The sequence below is a fragment of the Halomonas maura genome, from assembly GCF_030409305.1.
GTDB classification, from domain to species: Bacteria; Pseudomonadota; Gammaproteobacteria; order Pseudomonadales; family Halomonadaceae; genus Halomonas; species Halomonas maura.
The window spans coordinates 325,259-341,865 of the sequence record NZ_JAUFPQ010000013.1; the positions used below are offsets into that span (position 1 = coordinate 325,259).

General features: G+C 69.8%; 17 protein-coding genes. 10 read left to right on the forward strand and 7 right to left on the reverse strand.

Going from position 1 to position 16,607, the window contains the following annotated elements; genetic code table 11:
• Positions 1-20: 20 nt before the first annotated feature.
• From QWY76_RS08415 to serA, 3 genes are all read right to left on the reverse strand, one after another.
• Complete coding sequence (locus tag QWY76_RS08415; RefSeq protein WP_290310682.1) at positions 21-1,376, reverse strand: 8-oxoguanine deaminase; 1,356 nt, start codon at positions 1,374-1,376, stop codon at positions 21-23.
• Between the two features lie 212 nt (positions 1,377-1,588).
• On the reverse strand, positions 1,589-2,479 hold the full coding sequence (locus QWY76_RS08420; protein ID WP_290310683.1) for a DMT family transporter: 891 nt from the start codon (positions 2,477-2,479) through the stop codon (positions 1,589-1,591).
• Between the two features lie 121 nt (positions 2,480-2,600).
• Complete coding sequence (serA, locus tag QWY76_RS08425) at positions 2,601-3,851, reverse strand: phosphoglycerate dehydrogenase (RefSeq protein WP_290310684.1); 1,251 nt, start codon at positions 3,849-3,851, stop codon at positions 2,601-2,603.
• Between the two features lie 288 nt (positions 3,852-4,139).
• Here serA and QWY76_RS08430 point away from each other — a divergent pair, with 288 nt between their 5' ends.
• The 4 genes from QWY76_RS08430 to djlA are packed head-to-tail and all read left to right on the forward strand — an operon-like array spanning position 4,140 to position 8,071.
• Entirely contained in the window at positions 4,140-4,424 is a 285-nt protein-coding gene (locus tag QWY76_RS08430; protein ID WP_290310685.1) for an exodeoxyribonuclease VII small subunit, read from the forward strand.
• Position 4,425: 1 nt separating this feature from the next.
• Positions 4,426-5,298 (forward strand): farnesyl diphosphate synthase, encoded by an 873-nt coding sequence (locus tag QWY76_RS08435; RefSeq protein ID WP_290310800.1) that lies wholly within the window; start codon positions 4,426-4,428, stop codon positions 5,296-5,298.
• A gap of 51 nt (positions 5,299-5,349) precedes the next feature.
• Positions 5,350-7,284 (forward strand): 1-deoxy-D-xylulose-5-phosphate synthase, encoded by a 1,935-nt coding sequence (dxs, locus tag QWY76_RS08440; protein WP_290310686.1) that lies wholly within the window; start codon positions 5,350-5,352, stop codon positions 7,282-7,284.
• Between the two features lie 25 nt (positions 7,285-7,309).
• Complete coding sequence (gene djlA / locus QWY76_RS08445) at positions 7,310-8,071, forward strand: co-chaperone DjlA (protein ID WP_290310688.1); 762 nt, start codon at positions 7,310-7,312, stop codon at positions 8,069-8,071.
• 237 nt (positions 8,072-8,308) lie between these two features.
• Here the strand turns inward: djlA and trhA are convergent, their stop codons facing one another.
• Both trhA and ribA read right to left on the reverse strand, forming a co-directional pair.
• Positions 8,309-8,980 (reverse strand): PAQR family membrane homeostasis protein TrhA, encoded by a 672-nt coding sequence (gene trhA / locus QWY76_RS08450; protein WP_290310689.1) that lies wholly within the window; start codon positions 8,978-8,980, stop codon positions 8,309-8,311.
• A 61-nt stretch (positions 8,981-9,041) separates the two neighbouring features.
• Positions 9,042-9,677 (reverse strand): GTP cyclohydrolase II, encoded by a 636-nt coding sequence (ribA, locus tag QWY76_RS08455; RefSeq protein WP_290310690.1) that lies wholly within the window; start codon positions 9,675-9,677, stop codon positions 9,042-9,044.
• A 140-nt stretch (positions 9,678-9,817) separates the two neighbouring features.
• On the opposite strand from ribA, the gene hemE reads away from it, so the two are divergent.
• From hemE to speE, 3 genes are all read left to right on the forward strand, one after another.
• Positions 9,818-10,894, forward strand: a complete 1,077-nt coding sequence (gene hemE / locus QWY76_RS08460) for a uroporphyrinogen decarboxylase (protein WP_290310691.1) — start codon at positions 9,818-9,820, stop codon at positions 10,892-10,894.
• Positions 10,887-11,267 (forward strand): VanZ family protein, encoded by a 381-nt coding sequence (locus QWY76_RS08465; RefSeq protein ID WP_290310692.1) that lies wholly within the window; start codon positions 10,887-10,889, stop codon positions 11,265-11,267. The genes hemE and QWY76_RS08465 overlap by 8 nt, the downstream gene beginning before the upstream one ends.
• A gap of 67 nt (positions 11,268-11,334) precedes the next feature.
• Positions 11,335-12,198 carry a polyamine aminopropyltransferase gene (gene speE / locus QWY76_RS08470; RefSeq protein ID WP_290310693.1) on the forward strand — a complete coding sequence of 288 codons (864 nt, stop codon included), beginning with the start codon at positions 11,335-11,337 and terminating at the stop codon, positions 12,196-12,198.
• Positions 12,199-12,263: 65 nt separating this feature from the next.
• On the opposite strand, the gene QWY76_RS08475 is transcribed toward speE, so the two are convergent.
• The gene (locus QWY76_RS08475; protein ID WP_290310694.1) at positions 12,264-12,755 is read right to left on the reverse strand and encodes a hypothetical protein; all 492 of its coding nucleotides are present in this window, start codon (positions 12,753-12,755) and stop codon (positions 12,264-12,266) included.
• A 225-nt stretch (positions 12,756-12,980) separates the two neighbouring features.
• On the opposite strand from QWY76_RS08475, the gene QWY76_RS08480 reads away from it, so the two are divergent.
• The gene (locus QWY76_RS08480; protein WP_290310695.1) at positions 12,981-13,409 is read left to right on the forward strand and encodes a host attachment protein; all 429 of its coding nucleotides are present in this window, start codon (positions 12,981-12,983) and stop codon (positions 13,407-13,409) included.
• Between the two features lie 105 nt (positions 13,410-13,514).
• On the opposite strand, the gene QWY76_RS08485 is transcribed toward QWY76_RS08480, so the two are convergent.
• The gene (locus QWY76_RS08485) at positions 13,515-14,441 is read right to left on the reverse strand and encodes a LysR family transcriptional regulator (RefSeq protein WP_290310696.1); all 927 of its coding nucleotides are present in this window, start codon (positions 14,439-14,441) and stop codon (positions 13,515-13,517) included.
• A 144-nt stretch (positions 14,442-14,585) separates the two neighbouring features.
• Between QWY76_RS08485 and QWY76_RS08490 the strand changes: the two genes are divergently transcribed.
• Both QWY76_RS08490 and QWY76_RS08495 read left to right on the forward strand, forming a co-directional pair.
• Positions 14,586-15,362 carry a ferredoxin--NADP reductase gene (locus tag QWY76_RS08490; RefSeq protein ID WP_290310697.1) on the forward strand — a complete coding sequence of 259 codons (777 nt, stop codon included), beginning with the start codon at positions 14,586-14,588 and terminating at the stop codon, positions 15,360-15,362.
• 267 nt (positions 15,363-15,629) lie between these two features.
• The gene (locus QWY76_RS08495; protein WP_290310698.1) at positions 15,630-16,409 is read left to right on the forward strand and encodes a GntR family transcriptional regulator; all 780 of its coding nucleotides are present in this window, start codon (positions 15,630-15,632) and stop codon (positions 16,407-16,409) included.
• Positions 16,410-16,607: the final 198 nt, after the last annotated feature.

Below are 16,607 nucleotides of genomic sequence, written 5' to 3' on the forward strand. Positions count from 1 at the left end.
TAGGGAGGTGTCCTGCCGCCCTAGCGGGCGCGCCTCAGCGCCCGGGCGGCCTGGTCATGGCGGGCCAGCAGGGCGTCGAGGTCGACCCCCACCGGCTGGCCCTCGGTCACCCGCCACTGCCCGGCGACCATGACCCGGTCGGCGCGGTGGGCGCCACACAGCAGCAGGGCGGCGATGGGGTTCTCGGCGCCGGAGAAGCGCGGCTCGTCGAGGCGGAACAGGGCCAGGTCGGCCTGCTGGCCGGGGGCGAGGCCGCCGATGTCGTCGCGGCCGAGGCAGGCCGCGGAGCCCCGGGTCGCCCAGCGGATCACGTCGTCGTGGGTCACCCGGCTCGGCGCGTAGCGCAGCCGGCCGAGCAGCAGCGCCTGGCGCATCTCCTCGGCGAGGTTGGAGTGGTCGTTGGACGCGGAGCCGTCCACGGCGAGGCCCACCGGGCAGCCGGCGGCTTCCAGGTCCAGGGTGCGGCACAGTCCCGAGCCCAGCACCATGTTCGACGAGGGGCAGTGGGCGATGCCGGTGCCGGCGGCGCCGAGCCGGGCCACCTCCCCGTCGTCGAAATGGATGCCGTGGGCCAGCCAGGTCCGCGACGAGAGCCAGCCCACGGCCTCCAGGTAGTCCAGCGGGCGCATGCCGAACAGCCGCTGGCAGTAGGCCGTCTCGTCCTCGGTCTCGGCGAGGTGGGTGTGCAGGCGCACGTCCTTCTCCTCGGCCAGGCGGGCGCTGTCCTGCATCAGCTCGCGGCTCACCGAGAACGGCGAGCACGGCGCCAGGGCGATGGTGGTCATGGCGCCGTCGCCGCGCTGGTGGTAGGCGTCGATCAGCCGCGCGCTCTCGTCGAGGATGGTGGCCTCGTCCTGGACCACCGACTGCGGCGGCAGCCCGCCGTCGTCGCGGCCCACGCTCATCGAGCCGCGGGTCAGGGCGGCGCGCACGCCGAGCCGCCGGGCGGTCGCCACCTGGGCGTCGATGGCATGCTCGAGCGCCCCGGAGAACACGTAGTGGTGGTCGGCCACGGTGGTGCAGCCGCTCATCAGTAGCTCGACCATGGCCAGTTCGCTGGCCACCGCGAGCTGCGCCTCGTCGAGGTTCGCCCAGACCTCGTAGAGCGTCGTCAGCCAGGGGAAGAGCTCCTTGTTCAGTGCCGGCGAGTAGGCCCGGGTCAGGGTCTGGTAGAAGTGGTGGTGAGTGTTCACCAGTCCCGGCAGCAGCACATGCCGGGAGGCGTCGAAGGTGGCGTCGATCGGCGTGGCGGGCGTGGCGCCCGCGGGGACGGCCTCGACGATGCGATCGCCGCGGACCACCACGCCGGCGGCGGCGTGGACATCGCTGCAGGCGCGGGGGTGTCGGATCCATAGGGTCTGTTGCTGCGGGGTCATGCTGTCCTCCCGGGTGTCCGCGCGTGGCGGCCCCTGCCATGGGCAAAGGGTTACCCAAGTCTCGCGTCGGACCAGAGCCTTGGTTCAGGTGCCTTCGACGTTATGTGTACGTGGCGTGTAATCCAATAATCAATATGGATTGTGTACAAAATGAGAGGGTTTTGCGCCCCTGTCAAGCGCGCCGCCGGCGACCCCTCCCGGCGGGCTGCCGCTCAGCCCGCCGCGGCGGCCTTGAGGCGGGTCAGGCGATCGCCGAACAGGTAGGCGCCGAGGGCCACCAGGATCAGGGCGGCGCCGAGCAGCATCGAGGCCGAGGGCCGCTCCTGGTTCAGCGCCATGCCGAGCCCCAGCGCCAGGATCGGGGTGATCAGGGTCACCAGCGCCACGGTGGCGGCATGCAGCCGCGAGAGGATCAGGTAGTAGCAGAGGAAGCCGAGCAGCGAGCCGAACACCGCCAGGTAGAGCACCGCCCAGCGGCCCCGCGCGCTGAGCGGGATCTGCAGCGGCTCGCCGCTGGCCAGCCACAGGGCGAGGAAGCAGGGCAGGCTCAGCGCCAGGGCGCCGACGGTCTGCTCCAGCGGGCCGAGGCCGGCCGCCACGCGCTGCACGGCGATGCCGCTGCCGCTGAACAGGGTCACCGCGCCGAGCATCATGGCCAGGGCGCCGAGCTGGCCACCGCCCACGGCGAGGCCGTCGAGGAACACCACGCCCAGCCCCACCACGCCCAGCGCGCAGCCGAACCAGTGCCAGCGGCGCAGCTTGCGGGCGCCGGGCAGTGCCTGGAGGATCAGCCCCGAGATCAAGGGGGCCATGCCGAACATCACCGAGAGCAGCCCCGAGGGCAGCTGCTGGGAGGCGTGGTAGCTCAGCGCCATGGCCCCGAACACCCCGGGTACCGCGGCGGCGTAGCTGGTCAGCGCTTGGCGGTCGCGGCGCAGCCCGCGCCTGAGCACGGCCAGGATCAGCGTTCCGACGACCAGCGCGATCAGCATGCGCAGCATCACGCTGCCGATCGGCGCCCCGGCCTCGGCGCTCCACTTGATGCCCAGCGGCGTGGTGGCCCACACCAGCACCACGATGAGATAGGCCGGTCCGGTCGGCATGGCGGGGTCCCTGAGCTGGTGATTCGAGAGGCAGGAAAAACGTCGTCGATGAATCATTATCACCAAAAAAACCGCCGCGTCGATGACGCGGCGGCAGCGGGACCGATGGTCGAGGCGCGATTCAGCCCTCGAAGCTGGTCTCGGAGTAGAGCACCCGCACCCGCTTGGTGTGGGCCACCTCGCTCAGCGCCTCCAGGGCCTTGGGGCCGTAGTCCTTGTCGACGTCGATGACCACGTAGCCGATGCGCTCGTTGGTCTGCAGGTACTGGCCGAGGATGTTGATGTCGTTCTCGGAGAGCACCCGGTTGATCTCGGACAGCACGCCCGGGACGTTGTCGTGGATGTGCAGCAGGCGGTGCTTGCCGGGATGGGCCGGCAGGGCCACCTCGGGGAAGTTGACCGAGGTGATGGTGGTGCCGTTATCGGAGTAGGTGACCAGCTTCTCGGAGACCTCGATGCCGATGTTCTCCTGGGCCTCCAGCGTGGAGCCGCCGATGTGCGGCGTGAGGATGACGTTGGCCAGGCCGCGCAGGGGGCTGACGAACTCCTCGTTGTTGCCCTTGGGCTCCACCGGGAAGACGTCGACCGCGGCGCCGTTGAGGCGGCCGGCCTCGAGGGCCTCGGCCAGGGCCTCGATGACCACCACGCTGCCGCGGGAGGCGTTGATCAGGATGCTGCCCGGCTTCATCAGGGCGATCTGCTCCTCGCCGATCATCCAGCGGGTGGAGGGCAGGTCCGGCACGTGCAGGCTGACCACGTCGGCGCGGGCCAGCAGCTCCTCGAGGCTGCCCACCTGGCGGGCGTTGCCCATGCCCAGCTTGGTGACCACGTCGTAGTAGATGACGTCGAAGCCGAGCGACTCGGCCAGCACCGAGAGCTGGGCGCCGATGCTGCCGTAGCCGATGATGCCCAGGGTCTTGCCGCGGGCCTCGTGGGCGTTCTTGGCCGACTTCTGCCAGCCGCCCTGGTGGGCGCTGGCGCTCTTCTCGGGGATGCCGCGCAGCAGCATGATCGACTCGGCCAGCACCAGCTCGGCCACCGAGCGGGTGTTGGAGTAGGGGGCGTTGAAGACCGGGATGCCGCGGACCAGCGCGGCGTCGAGGTCGACCTGATTGGTCCCGATGCAGAAGCAGCCCACCGCCACGAGCTTCTCGGCGGCCGCGAAGACCCGCTCGTTGAGCTGGGTGCGCGAGCGGATGCCGATGAAGTGGACGTCGCGGATCTTGTCGATCAGCGTGGCCTCGTCCAGCGAGGTCGGCAGGTGCTCGATGTTGGTGTACCCGGCGTTGAGGAAATTGTCCACCGCGCTCTGGTGGACGCCCTCGAGCAGCAGGATCTTGATCTTGCTCTTGTCCAGGGACGTTTTGGCCATGGTCGAATCAACCCCTTCTTCGGTGCGCGCCGCTATATCGGTTCAGGAAGGTGAGCCCAAAAGGCCGGGAACGTCTGGGTTCCGGCAGGGTATCAGGCTCGAAACAAGGCCCCATATGCTACCACAGCCCGGGGTGCCCAAGATGAAATTGCTGCGCTGCGGGCATGAGCCATCTGCATGACAGGGCCCGGCGGATGCCGCCCCGGCCGCGCCGATGGGGCAGACGCCCCCCCCCGGGGAGCGTGTATACTGTCGCCCTCATGGTGGGAGCGAGCGACGAGGGGAGCCATGGCGGGACAGGACAGGCAGCACCAGGACGCCGCCGGCGAGGCGCCGGCGGACTTCGCCGCGACCGTCGAGCGGCTCGAGACGCTGGTCGAGCGGCTGGAATCCGGCGAGCTGTCGCTGGAGGGCTCCCTCGAGGCCTTCGAGCAGGGCGTGCGCCTGACCCGCGATGCCCAGCGGCGTCTCGACGCGGCCGAGCTCAAGGTCCGGACGCTGACCGAGGGCGAGGGCGGCGGCGTCGACCTCGAGCCCTTCGCGCCGCCGGCGGAGGACGACGGTGAACGCTGATATGCTGGCGGCCCGACTGGCCGCGGACCGGGCCCGGGTGGATGCCTGCCTGGAGGCCCTCTTCGAGACCCGGCAGGCCCCGGCGCCACGCCTCGAGGCGGCGATGCGCCACGGCGTGCTGGTCGGTGGCAAGCGCCTGCGGCCGGTGCTGGTGTATGCCGCCGGGCGTGCCCTGGGGGCCGCCGACGAGGCCCTGGACGCCCCGGCGGCGGCCCTCGAACTGATCCATGCCTACTCGCTGGTCCACGATGACCTGCCGGCCATGGACGATGACGACCTGCGGCGCGGCCAGCCCACGGTACATCGCGTCTATGACGAGGCCACCGCCATCCTGGCCGGCGATGCCCTCCAGGCCCTGGCCTTCGAGGTCCTGGCGGGCACCGGCCACCCCCGGCTGTCGGCGATGGTCGCTACCCTGGCCCGGGCGGCCGGCCGCGACGGCATGGTCGCCGGCCAGGTGCTGGACCTGGCCGCCGTGGGTGGCCATCCCGACGTGGCGGCGCTGGCCACCATGCATGGTCACAAGACCGGGGCGCTGATCCGCGCCGCGGTGCGCCTGGGGGGACTGGTCGCGGTGACCGAGGACGACCCGCGGCTGGCGGCCCTGGAAGGCTATGCCGCCGCCATCGGCCTGGCCTTCCAGGTGCATGACGACGTGCTCGACGTGACCGGCGACACCGCCACCCTGGGCAAGGCCTCCGGGGCCGATGCCGCCCGTGACAAGCCGACCTACCCCACCCTGCTGGGGCTCGAGGGCGCCCGGGCCAAGGCCCGCGAGCTGGTCGAGGAGGGCGTGGCGGCGCTCGCGCCGCTGGGCGCGTCCGCCGCGCCGCTGGCCGAACTGGCCCGATACATGATCGAGCGTGACCACTGAGGAAGCCTGCCGCGCTGCGGCGGTGTGGCTTCCCTGACAGACAGAGCCCACATGAAGCTGTTCGATGACATTCCGGTCGAGCGTCCGGCGACGCCGCTGCTCGACACCCTGGAGACGCCGGCCGCCCTGCGCGCCATGGACGATGCCCAGCTCGCCCAGGTGGCCGATGAACTGCGCGCCTACCTGCTCTACAGCGTGGGCGTCTCGGGCGGGCACTTCGGTGCCGGCCTCGGCGTCGTGGAGCTCACGGTGGCCCTGCACCATGCCCTGGAGACCCCCCACGACCGCCTGGTCTGGGATGTCGGCCACCAGGCCTACCCGCACAAGATCCTCACCGGGCGTCGCGAGGCGATGACGCGGATCCGCCAGTCCGGCGGCCTGGCGGCCTTCCCGCGGCGCGCCGAGTCGGAGTACGACACCTTCGGCGTCGGCCACTCGAGCACCTCCATCTCGTCGGCGCTGGGCATGGCGCTGGCCGCCCGCACCCAGGGCGAGCCGCGACGGGTCTGTGCGGTGATCGGCGACGGCGCCCTGACCGCGGGCATGGCCTTCGAGGCCCTGGCCCATGCCGGCCATGTCGACGCCAACCTGCTGGTGGTGCTCAACGACAACGAGATGTCGATCTCCGAGAACGTCGGCGGCATCGCCAGCTACCTGGCGCGGATCCTCGCCAGCAAGCCCTACACCACCATGCGCGAGGGCGGCAAGAAGGTGCTCTCGCACCTGCCCGGCGCCCTGGAGCTGGCCCGGCGGACCGAGGAACACATGAAGGGCATGGTCAGCCCGGCCACCCTGTTCGAGGAGATGGGCTTCAACTACATCGGGCCCATCGACGGCCACGACCTGCCGGCCCTGGTCCACACCCTGCGCAATATGCGCGACATGGACGGCCCGCAGTTCCTCCACGTGAAGACCCGCAAGGGCCGCGGTTTCCTGCCCGCCGAGGCCGACCCGATCGGCTACCACGCGATCACCAAGCTGGAGAAGAACGGCGACCCGCCGCCGCCGCTCGCGCCGACCAACCCCGCGCCGGCGAAGCCGCGCAACGAGTCATTGCGCCCGAAGCCGCGCAAGTACTGCAATGTCTTCGGCGACTGGCTGTGTGACATGGCGGCGGCGGATGCGCGGCTGATCGGCATCACCCCGGCGATGCGCGAGGGCTCGGACCTGATCCGCTTCTCCCAGGAGTACCCCGAGCGCTACTACGACGTGGCCATCGCCGAGCAGCATGCGGTGACGCTGGCCGCCGGGATGGCCTGCGAGGCCATGAAGCCGGTGGTGGCCATCTACTCGACCTTCCTGCAGCGCGGCTACGATCAGCTGATCCACGACGTGGCCGTGCAGGACCTCGACGTGACCTTCGCCATCGACCGCGCCGGCCTGGTCGGCGAGGACGGCCCCACCCACCACGGCGCCCTGGACCTCTCCTACCTGCGCTGCGTGCCAGGGCTCGTGGTGCTGGCGCCGGCCGACGAGGCCGAGTGCCGGGCCATGCTCAGTGCCGCCTACCACCATCCCGGCCCCGCCGCGGTGCGCTATCCGCGCGGCACCGGGCCCGGGGTGGCGATCCCCGATCACCTCGAGCCCCTGGCCATCGGTCGGGCCGAGACGCGCCGGCGGGGCGGCGCCCGGGTGGCGCTGCTGGCCTTCGGCAGCCTCAACGGCCCGGCGGCGGAGGTGGCCGAGGCCCTGGATGCCACCCACCTCAACATGCGCTCGATCAAGCCCCTGGACCGCGAGGCGCTCCTGGCGGCCGCCGACGACCATGACCTGCTGGTGACCCTGGAGGAGAACGTGGTCGCCGGTGGGGCCGGCAGCGGGGTCAATGAGCTGCTGGTGGCCGAGGGCCGGCGGGTGAGCGTGCTCAACCTGGGCCTGCCCGATGCCTTCGTCGAGCACGGCAAGCCGGCGGAGCTGCTGGCCGAATGCGGCCTCGACGCCGATGGCATCGAGTCCGCCATCCGGGCGCGCCTGGCGGCCGCCTGAGATTCACGCGATACGGAGAGATGTCATGTTGATGGCCATGCTGATCGGAGCGGTACTCGGCTTCCTGATCGGCGGTCCCCTGGGGCTGCTGATCGGTGGTGGCCTCGGCTACTGGCTGGTGCGGCGGCTGCGCAAGAGCCTGGTGGGCAAGCTGGCCGGGGCCCAGGCGCAGTTCCTCGAGTCGACCTTCGCGGTCATGGGCTGCATGTGCAAGGCCGATGGCCGGGTCACCGAGGCCGAGCTGGAGGCCTCCCGGCAGCTGTGGGATCGCCTGCGGCTCAGCGAGGCGCAGCGCGCCCAGGCCCGGGCCGCCTTTACCCGCGGCAAGGGGCCCGACTTCGACCTGGAGGCGGAGCTGGCCAAGGTCCGCCAGGTGGTGGGCCGCCAGCGCGCGCTGTTGCAGGTCTTCCTTCAGGTCCAGCTCGCGGCGATCGCCGCCGATGGCCAGCTGCATCCCGCCGAGCACGACATGCTGCTGCGCGTGGCGCGGGGCCTGGGCTGCTCCGAGGCCGAGATCGCCCAGATCGAGGCCATGCTGCGCGGCGGCCCCGAGGCGGCGCGCGACCAGGGCCCCTCCCTGGAGGATGCCTACCAGGTGCTGGGTCTGTCCCCCGAGGCCAGCGATGCCGAGGTCAAGAAGGCCTATCGTCGCCTGATGAGCGAGAACCATCCCGACAAGCTCGCCGCCAAGGGGCTGCCCGAGAGCATGCGCGAGATGGCCAAGGAGCGCACCAGCGAGATCGGCAGTGCCTACGAGCGCATCCGCAAGGCCCGGGCCACGGCCTGAACCGGTGATGACCGCCTGCCGGGGCCAGCCCGGCCCTTGACGCCCCGCGGCTCTTCTTCCCGCCGCGGCCGGTGAGGCCACGGATCCGAGGCGCTGGCCGCCTGGCCCGCCTCCTCCCTTGTCTGCTCGACACCGCCCCCGGTCGTCGCCGGGGGCTGGTGCATGGGGCCGGGCTCGCTCGGCGGCAGCCCCCGCGCGCCGGAGCGAGTGGCCAGGGCGCCTGATCCCCTCCGGGGCTCAGGGGGAAAAGGGCAGCACGTCGGTGACCACGGCGAAGAAGTGGCAGGTGCTGCCGCCCAGCACGCAGAGGTGCCAGATGGTGTGGTTGAACGGAATCGCCCGCACCGCGAAGAACACGATGCCCAGTGAATAGGAGGCCCCGCCGGCGATCAGCAGGCCGAGGCCGGTGAGGGAGAGGGCGTCATCGAGCTCGCCGGCGGCGACCAGGATCAGCCAGCCCATCAGCAGGTAGATGGCCATGTGCAGGCCGCCGAGCACGAAGGGACGCCACAGCTTGAGGGCGATGCCGGCCACGGCCAGGGTCCAGATCACCGCCAGCAGGGGCTCACCCAGGGAGTCCTGGAGGTTGACCATCAGGAAGGGGGTGTAGGTGCCGGCGATCAGGGTGTAGATGGCACAGTGGTCCAGCACCCGGAAGGCCCGCTTGAGGCGGGGGTGGCGCGTGCCGTGGTAGAGGGTCGAGGCGGTATAGAGCAGCACCAGGGTGGTGCCGTAGAGCGAGACGGCGGCGACCTTGTGGGGCGTGGCCGCCATGCCGCGGCTACTCAGGGCGATCAGCGCCACCAACCCGACGACACTCAAGATCGCCCCCAGGCCATGGCTGGCGCTGTGCAGCAGCTCCTCGAGGAGCGAGTAGTCGGGGTCGTCCGGGGCGGATGGCCGATGCATGACGGGTCCTCCCTTTGTCCTTCGACGGCGACGCCGAAGGGGAGGTTCCCGTCAGGGGCGCTCAGGGCTTGCGTTCGATGTCCACGTCGCTGGCCTGGGTGAAGTCGCCCAGCGCCATCATGTGGCCGAGCTTGCCGGCCTTGGTGGACAGGTAATGCTCGTTGTGGGGGTTGAGGCCGGTGGTCAGGGCCACCCGCTCGCTGACGCCGACGCCGGCCAGGGTCAGCGCCTCGACCTTGCGCGGGTTGTTGGTCATCAGCTTGAGCGAGCCGATGCCCAGGGTCTCGAGCATCGGCACGCAGAGGTCGTAGCGGCGCAGGTCGGCGGCGAAGCCGAGCTGTTCGTTGGCCTCGACGGTGTCGGCGCCCTGGTCCTGGAGGTGGTAGGCGCGGATCTTGTTGAGCAGCCCGATGCCCCGGCCCTCCTGGCGCAGGTAGAGCAGCACCCCGCGGCCCTCCTCGGCGATGCGCTTGAGGGCCTCCTGGAGCTGGTAGCCGCAGTCGCAGCGCATCGAGAACAGGGCGTCGCCGGTCAGGCACTCGGAGTGCACGCGCCCCAGCACCGGCTCGCCATCGCCGACTTCGCCCAGGGTCAGGGCGATATGGTCCTTGCCGGTGGCCTCGTCCTCGAAGCCGTGCATGGTGAAGGTGGCCCAGGGGGTGGGCAGCCGGGAGGCGGCGATGTAGCGAATCGTCACGATGTACCTCGATGGAAGACCGGGCGTGGCCGTCGGATTCCGCTCATTCTATCAGGAAGCCGGGGCGGGCTCACGACCACAGCCCCTACCGCCGTGATGGGTTACAATGACGCCGACATTTTCCGTGGATGAGCGCCTGCATGGAACTCAAGAACGATCGCCTTCTGCGCGCCCTGGCGCGTCAACCCGTGGACCGCACGCCGGTGTGGATGATGCGACAGGCCGGCCGCTACCTGCCGGAGTACCGCGAGGTGCGTGCCCAGGCCGGCAGCTTCATGGACCTGTGCCGCAACCGAGACCTGGCCTGCGAGGTCACCCTCCAGCCGCTGGAGCGCTATCCGCTGGATGCCGCCATCCTCTTCTCGGACATCCTCACCATCCCCGACGCCATGGGCCTGGGACTGTATTTCGAGACCGGCGAGGGGCCGAAATTCCGCAAGCCGGTGCGCACCCCGGGGGCGGTCGCGGCGCTGACCGTGCCCGACGCCGAGCGCGACCTCGACTACGTGATGAACGCCGTGTCGACCATCCGCGGCGAACTGAACGGCCGGGTGCCGCTGATCGGTTTCTCCGGCAGTCCCTGGACGCTGGCCACCTACATGGTCGAGGGTGCCTCGAGCAAGGACTTCCGCCACGTCAAGGCCATGCTCTACGACACCCCGGACACCATGCACCAGCTGCTCGACACCCTGGCCCACGCGGTGACCGACTACCTCAACGCCCAGATTCGCGCCGGCGCCCAGGCGGTGCAGATCTTCGACACCTGGGGCGGGGCGCTGTCCACGCCGGCCTACCTGGAGTTCTCGCTGCGCTACATGGAGCAGATCGTCGCCGGCCTGATCCGCGAGCACGAGGGGCGCAAGGTGCCGGTGATCCTGTTCACCAAGAACGGTGGCCAGTGGCTCGAGGACCTGGCCGCGACCGGCGCCGACGGTCTGGGCCTGGACTGGAGCACCGAGCTCTCCGGCGCCCGGGCCCGGGTCGGCCACCGCGTCGCCCTGCAGGGCAACCTCGACCCCAACGTGCTGTTCGCGCGGCCCTCGGCGATTCGCGCCGAGGTGGCCCGCATCCTCGACAGCTACGGCGAGGGGCCCGGCCATGTCTTCAACCTGGGCCACGGCATCAGCCAGTTCACCGACCCGGACCGCGTCACGGCCTTCATGGAGGCGCTGCACGAGCTGAGCCCGGCCTATCACCGCAATATCGCCCATGCCTGAGGCGGGTTGGCTGCGGCGCTGGCACGACCGCCGCCGCCTGTGGGCCTGGCTGGCCGTGGCGGCGGCCCTGGTCGTCGCCTGGGGTAGCCTGATGCCCGCCAGCGAGCTGCCCAAGGCCCTGCCCTGGGACAAGGCCAGCCACTTCCTCGGCTATGCCGGCCTGGCCGGCCTCATGGGGCTCGCCGGGCTGCGCCTGCCGCTGGCCTTCCTCGCCGCGGTGCTCTTCGGCGTGGCCATCGAGCTGGCTCAGATGCCCGTGGCGGGGCGCTTCGGGGGCGATGCCGCGGACATCCTGGCCAACGGCCTGGGGGCGGCCGCCGCCGTGCTGGCGCTCGCCGGTGTGCGCCGGGGCTTCCTTGCCGAGCGATCTTAGGCTACCTTGCCGGCCGCCGCCCCATGTCGCGGCCACGGCACTCCATACGTCACCTTGAGGGTCCCCGATGAGCACGTCTCTCGATTCCGGCTGGTTCACCGAAGTCTTCGACAGCCATGGCAGCGCCTTCTCGCTGAAGGTCACCGAGACGCTGCACGAGGTGCAGAGTCCCTATCAGCACCTCGCGGTCTATGCCACCGAGACCTTCGGCAACCTGATGGTGCTCGATGGCTGCGTGATGCTGACCGACCGCGACAACTTCCTCTATCACGAGATGATCGCGCATCCGGCGCTGTTCACCCACGCGGACCCGAAGCGCGTGGTGATCATCGGCGGCGGCGACTGCGGCACCCTGCGTGAGGTGCTGCGTCATCCCGGCGTCGACAGGGTCACCCAGATCGACATCGACGAGGAGGTGACCCGGGCCGCCGAGCGCTTCTTCCCGGCGCTGACTGAATCCAACGCCGATCCCCGCGCCGAACTGCTGTTCGCCGACGGCGTGAAGTGGGTCGACGCGGCGCCTGACGACAGCGTCGACGTGCTGATCATCGACTCCACCGACCCCGTGGGGCCGGCCGAGGGGCTGTTCAAGGCCGACTTCCTGCGCCGCTGTCATCGCATCCTGCGGCCGGGCGGCGTGATGGTGCAGCAGAGCGAGTCGCCGCTCTACCACAGCGGCTCGATCATCCGTGACCTGCGCCGCGACATGGGCGAGGCCGGCTTCGACAGCGTGGCCACCTTGCCCTTTCCCCAGCCGGTCTACCCTTCGGGCTGGTGGAGCGTGACCCTGGCCGGCAAGGGCGTCGACGTCGCGAGCTTCCGGGAGGTCGACGCGGCGGCCACCGAGATGCCCCTCGAGTACTATACCGACGCGGCCCATCGCGGGGCCCTGGCGCTGCCGCCCTTTATGCGCCGGCTGCTCGAGGACTGAGCGAGCCCTCGGGCAGAACGAAAACGACGAACCCCGGCCACGGCCGGGGTTCGTCGTCTCGGCGCTCACAGTCGTGGTTCGCGCGCCGACGCCGGCTCCGCCTGGCCGCCGGCCAGGTCGAGGGTCGGCTCGTCCTGGGGGCGCGGGCGACGTGGCGCCGGGCGGGTCACCCGGGCGCTGCCGAGCACGGTGTCCTCGGTCTCCGTCGGCTGTGCCGCCGAGGTCCAGGCCTGCTCGGCGGCGTGCACCGCGGGACGGCGCTCGAAGGAGCGGGTGACCACGGCGGCGGGGGCGAAGCCGGCGCGCTGGCCGGCCAGGTGGTACGGCAGCAGCCACAGCTCGGCGAGCAGGCGCAGCCCGATCACGGCCAGCAGCAGCGCGCTGGCGCCCAGGATGAGACGGGGGGCGGCGGCCAGCCAGCCGGTATCGGCGAGCCAGGGGGTCTGGGCGGCCAGCCACAGGCCGCCAATCGTCAGCAGGCCGATCTGGAGGGCGGCGTGGCAGAACAGCAGGGTGCGTCGCGGCAGGGGATGACGGGGGAACAGGAAAGACCGCATGGGAACTCCTCCGGGCGGCGGGGATGGGCGTGCCGGGCGATGGCACCGGCGATCCGGGCCGGTGGCCGGGCATCCTACCCCAGTCGACGGCCCGGCGGCAGTGTCCGCGGACGCCGACGTCGGGTGTCGCTCGACGCCGTCAGTTGACGCTCCGGGAGTGCCTTGCCAATGTTGAGAAGGCAGGCGGAGAGTCCTTCGCATGCCTTCCAGCATCAAGGAGCGACTATGACGACCTATATCGTGGTGGCCGATGCAGCCAGGGCCCGGGTCTTCACCCGGGATGCACTGAAGCTTGAAGAGAAGGACAGCCTGGTGCATGCCGAAGGGCGGCTGCACGAGGGCGACCTGGTGACCGACCGCAGCGGGGATGTCCACGAGTCGACATCCACGACGGCGCGCTCCGCCGGCGGCGAGAGCGTGGCGACCCAGCATCATGAGACGATCTTCGCCCGCGAAGTCGCCGATCGCCTCTATCGCGCCCGGGTCGAGAACACCCTGGAGAAGCTGATCCTGGTCGCCCCGCCGCGCTTTCTCGGCCAGCTGCGTGACAAGCTCGATCCCCCCACCGCCAAGCTGGTGATCCACACCCTGTCCAAGGATCTCACCAAGGCCAGCCTGGCCGACATCCAGAACGCGGTGAGCGACCTGCGCTGACCCGCCCCCTTCCCGATGCTCCCGCCACGGGGCCGCCTGGCCTCGCGGCGGGATTGCCCGCCCGGTGTTCGATGTCCTCGCGGTGGCGCGACCCGCCCACCAGGCTCAGGAGTAGTGGGGCAGGTCGATCTGGTCGCTGCGGCGGATGCCCTCGGTCATCTGCCGGCAGAGCTTGAGAAACTCGCGCATGCCGGTCGCCAGGTACTTGTGACGGTGCCAGATGAAGGCGAACTGGCGGCTCAGGTCCAGGTCGGGGGTCGGAATCGGCACCAGGCTGCCGCGGCGGAAGGCATCGCGCAGCGCCAGCTTGGAGACGCAGCCGATGCCGAGCCCGGACTCCACGGCGCGCTTGATGCCCTCGGTGTGCTCCAGCTCGAGCAGGGTGTTGAAGCGGCCGCGCCGGTGGCGGGCGGCCTGCTCCAGGGTCAGGCGGGTGCCGGAGCCCTGCTCGCGCATGATCCAGGCCTCGCGCAGCAGCCGGTCGAGTTCCACCGGTCCCTGGTCGGCCAGGGGATGGCGGGGCGAGCAGAACACCGCCAGCTCGTCCTCGACCCAGGGCTGGGTGATGACGTCGTCGTCCTCGCACTGCCCCTCGATCAGGCCCAGGTCCAGCTGATGGTGGCGGATCCCCTCGATGATGGTGCGGGTGTTGCGCACCTGGAGGCGGATGCGGCTGCCCGGGTGATGCTGCATGAAGTCGCTGATCAGCAGGGTGGCCAGGTAGTTGCCGATGGTCAGGGTGGCGCCCACGTCGAGGGTGCCGATGCCCTGCTGGCCGCGCAGCAGCTCCTCCACTTCCTCGGCACGGTCGAGCAGGGCGACGGCCTTGGGCAGCAGCTGGAAGCCCAGGGCATTGAGCTTGAGGCGCTTGCCGATGCGGTCGAGCAGGCGGCAGTCGAACTGGCGCTCCAGCTCCGCCAGGGCGGTGCTGGCGGCGGACTGGGACAGCGCCAGGGCGCGGGCGGCATGGGAGACGCTCTCGTGCTGGGCCACGGCCACGAACACCTCGAGCTGGCGCAGGGTATAGCGCATCCGGCGATCTCCACAGGGCTATATCGGTAGTATAGATAAGCTTTATCCATACAATCCATTTAACAGATATTGTCGCGTCTCTTAGAATCAGCTGCAAAGACATATCGACGCATCTATGCGTTCCTGGAATATATAGGAGCCGGCATGAGCAAGTTCGCCCTGGAAGAAGTCCTCAGCGTCCATCACTGGAACGACACCCTGTTCAGCTTCAAGACCACCCGGGAGCGCAGCCTGCGCTTCAAGAACGGCCAGTTCGTGATGATCGGCCTGGAGGTGGAGGGCAAGCCACTGATGCGGGCCTACTCCATCGCCAGCCCCAACTACGAGGATCACCTGGAGTTCTTCAGCATCAAGGTGCCCGACGGCCCGCTGACCTCGCGCCTCCAGCACCTCAAGGTCGGCGACCAGATCATGGTCAGCCGCAAGCCCACCGGCACCCTGGTCACCGATGACCTGCTGCCGGGGCGTAACCTCTACCTGCTCTCCACCGGCACCGGGCTGGCCCCGTTCATGAGCCTGATCCAGGATCCCGAGGCCTACGAGCGCTTCGAGAAGATCGTGGTGGTGCACGGCGTGCGTACCGTGAGCGAGCTGGCCTATGCCGACTTCATCACCCAGGAGCTGCCGGCCCACGAGTACCTGGGCGAGGAGATCAGCGAGAAGCTGGTCTACTACCCCACGGTGACCCGGGAGGAGTTCCACACCATGGGTCGTCTGACCGACCATATTCGTAGCGGCAAGCTCGCCGAGGACACCGGCCTGCCGGCCCTGGACCCCAAGCAGGATCGCGCCATGATCTGCGGCAGCCCGGCGATGCTCGACGACACCAGCGACCTGCTCGACGAGCTCGGCTTCAATATCTCGCCGCGCATGGGCGAGCCCGGCGACTACGTGATCGAGCGCGCCTTCGTCGAGAAATGAGCGACCCGGCTTCGCCGGGAGCGATAGCCGTAAGCTTGAAGCTGGAAGACCCCCCGTGGCCTGGCCACGGGGGGTCCGTTTGCAGCGGCTGGTAGTACGCTGACTGGCTTCGAGCTTCGAGCTTCGAGCTTCGAGCTTCGAGCTTCGAGCTTCGAGCTTCGAGCTTCGAGCTTCGAGCTTCGAGCTTCGAGCTTCGAGCTTCGAGCTTATGGCCCCCGGCCAAGCCTGCTAGAATTCCCGCCTTCATGTCCCCTACAAGGCATTGCCGTGCTGTCCCTGCTGGTCGATCGCATCTCCCGACACCTCGAGCAGTCCCCCAGGTCGCCCAAGTATCTGTGCATGCGTGATGCCATCATCGAGCTGATCGTCGAGGGATGGCTACCGGAAGGGACGCGGCTGCCTACCGAGCAGGAACTGGCCGCCGCCCTGCCGCTGAGCCTGGGGACCGTGCAGAAGGCCCTGCGCGACCTGGTGGAAAGTGGTGAGCTCTATCGTCAGCGTCGCTTGGGCACCTTCGTCGCCGGCGGCGACCATCGACGCGAGATCACCACCCCGGCCTTCGGCTTCCTGCGTCCCGACGGGACCCGGGTCCGCATGGTCTTCATCCGGCTACTCAAGCGTGAACGGCTCACCCGCCAGGGGGCCTGGAGCGAGTTGCTGGGCGACGGCCCGAGCGGCCACGTGCGCCTGGTGCGGCAGGACCGCATCGACGGGGCCTTCGACTGCCATACCGAGATCTACCTGCGAGGCGACATGGCCGGCTCCCTGCTCGAGATGCCGGCCGAGGCCCTGGAGCACGATAGCGTGCTGCCCCTGCTCGAGGCCCGGGGGCGGCTGACGGTCAGCCACGCCGAGAACCGGGTGCGCCTGGTGCGCCTGCCCAAGGCCGTGGCCCGGGTCATGCTGCCCGACCTGGCCGAGACACCGCCCCTGGGGTTGCGCCTCGAGACCCTCTATCGGCTGGCCGACGACATCACCGTCGCCTGGCAGATCATGCACATCCCCGCCAACGACTACCGCCTCTCCCTGCGCACCCAACTGCGCTAGCCATGTGACCCCCTCGTGTCACGGGACCGTCTCGTCTGTCGGGCCGACGCTCAGGTGGGCGGACCCGGGTGTATCGGACTGTCCGCCAAATACTATATAGTATTGACAGGATGAGTGGCCCGCCTATACTGGGGCGCATTGGATCAAATAATAAATATGGTTTCTTATTTGATCCGGCCTGGGATGACCCATCACTCC

Excerpts from the sequence above, each read along its gene's own strand:
- QWY76_RS08435 (WP_290310800.1), top strand. The coding sequence starts at position 4,426 with ATGCTGGCGGCCCGACTGGCCGCGGACCGGGCCCGGGTGGATGCCTGC.
- QWY76_RS08465 (WP_290310692.1), top strand. The coding sequence starts at position 10,887 with ATGCCTGAGGCGGGTTGGCTGCGGCGCTGGCACGACCGCCGCCGCCTG.
- dxs (WP_290310686.1), top strand. The coding sequence starts at position 5,350 with ATGAAGCTGTTCGATGACATTCCGGTCGAGCGTCCGGCGACGCCGCTG.
- djlA (WP_290310688.1), top strand. The coding sequence starts at position 7,310 with ATGTTGATGGCCATGCTGATCGGAGCGGTACTCGGCTTCCTGATCGGC.
- QWY76_RS08485 (WP_290310696.1), bottom strand. The coding sequence starts at position 14,441 with ATGCGCTATACCCTGCGCCAGCTCGAGGTGTTCGTGGCCGTGGCCCAG.
- QWY76_RS08490 (WP_290310697.1), top strand. The coding sequence starts at position 14,586 with ATGAGCAAGTTCGCCCTGGAAGAAGTCCTCAGCGTCCATCACTGGAAC.
- trhA (WP_290310689.1), bottom strand. The coding sequence starts at position 8,980 with ATGCATCGGCCATCCGCCCCGGACGACCCCGACTACTCGCTCCTCGAG.
- QWY76_RS08430 (WP_290310685.1), top strand. The coding sequence starts at position 4,140 with ATGGCGGGACAGGACAGGCAGCACCAGGACGCCGCCGGCGAGGCGCCG.
- QWY76_RS08480 (WP_290310695.1), top strand. The coding sequence starts at position 12,981 with ATGACGACCTATATCGTGGTGGCCGATGCAGCCAGGGCCCGGGTCTTC.
- hemE (WP_290310691.1), top strand. The coding sequence starts at position 9,818 with ATGGAACTCAAGAACGATCGCCTTCTGCGCGCCCTGGCGCGTCAACCC.
- QWY76_RS08420 (WP_290310683.1), bottom strand. The coding sequence starts at position 2,479 with ATGCCGACCGGACCGGCCTATCTCATCGTGGTGCTGGTGTGGGCCACC.
- speE (WP_290310693.1), top strand. The coding sequence starts at position 11,335 with ATGAGCACGTCTCTCGATTCCGGCTGGTTCACCGAAGTCTTCGACAGC.
- serA (WP_290310684.1), bottom strand. The coding sequence starts at position 3,851 with ATGGCCAAAACGTCCCTGGACAAGAGCAAGATCAAGATCCTGCTGCTC.
- QWY76_RS08475 (WP_290310694.1), bottom strand. The coding sequence starts at position 12,755 with ATGCGGTCTTTCCTGTTCCCCCGTCATCCCCTGCCGCGACGCACCCTG.
- QWY76_RS08415 (WP_290310682.1), bottom strand. The coding sequence starts at position 1,376 with ATGACCCCGCAGCAACAGACCCTATGGATCCGACACCCCCGCGCCTGC.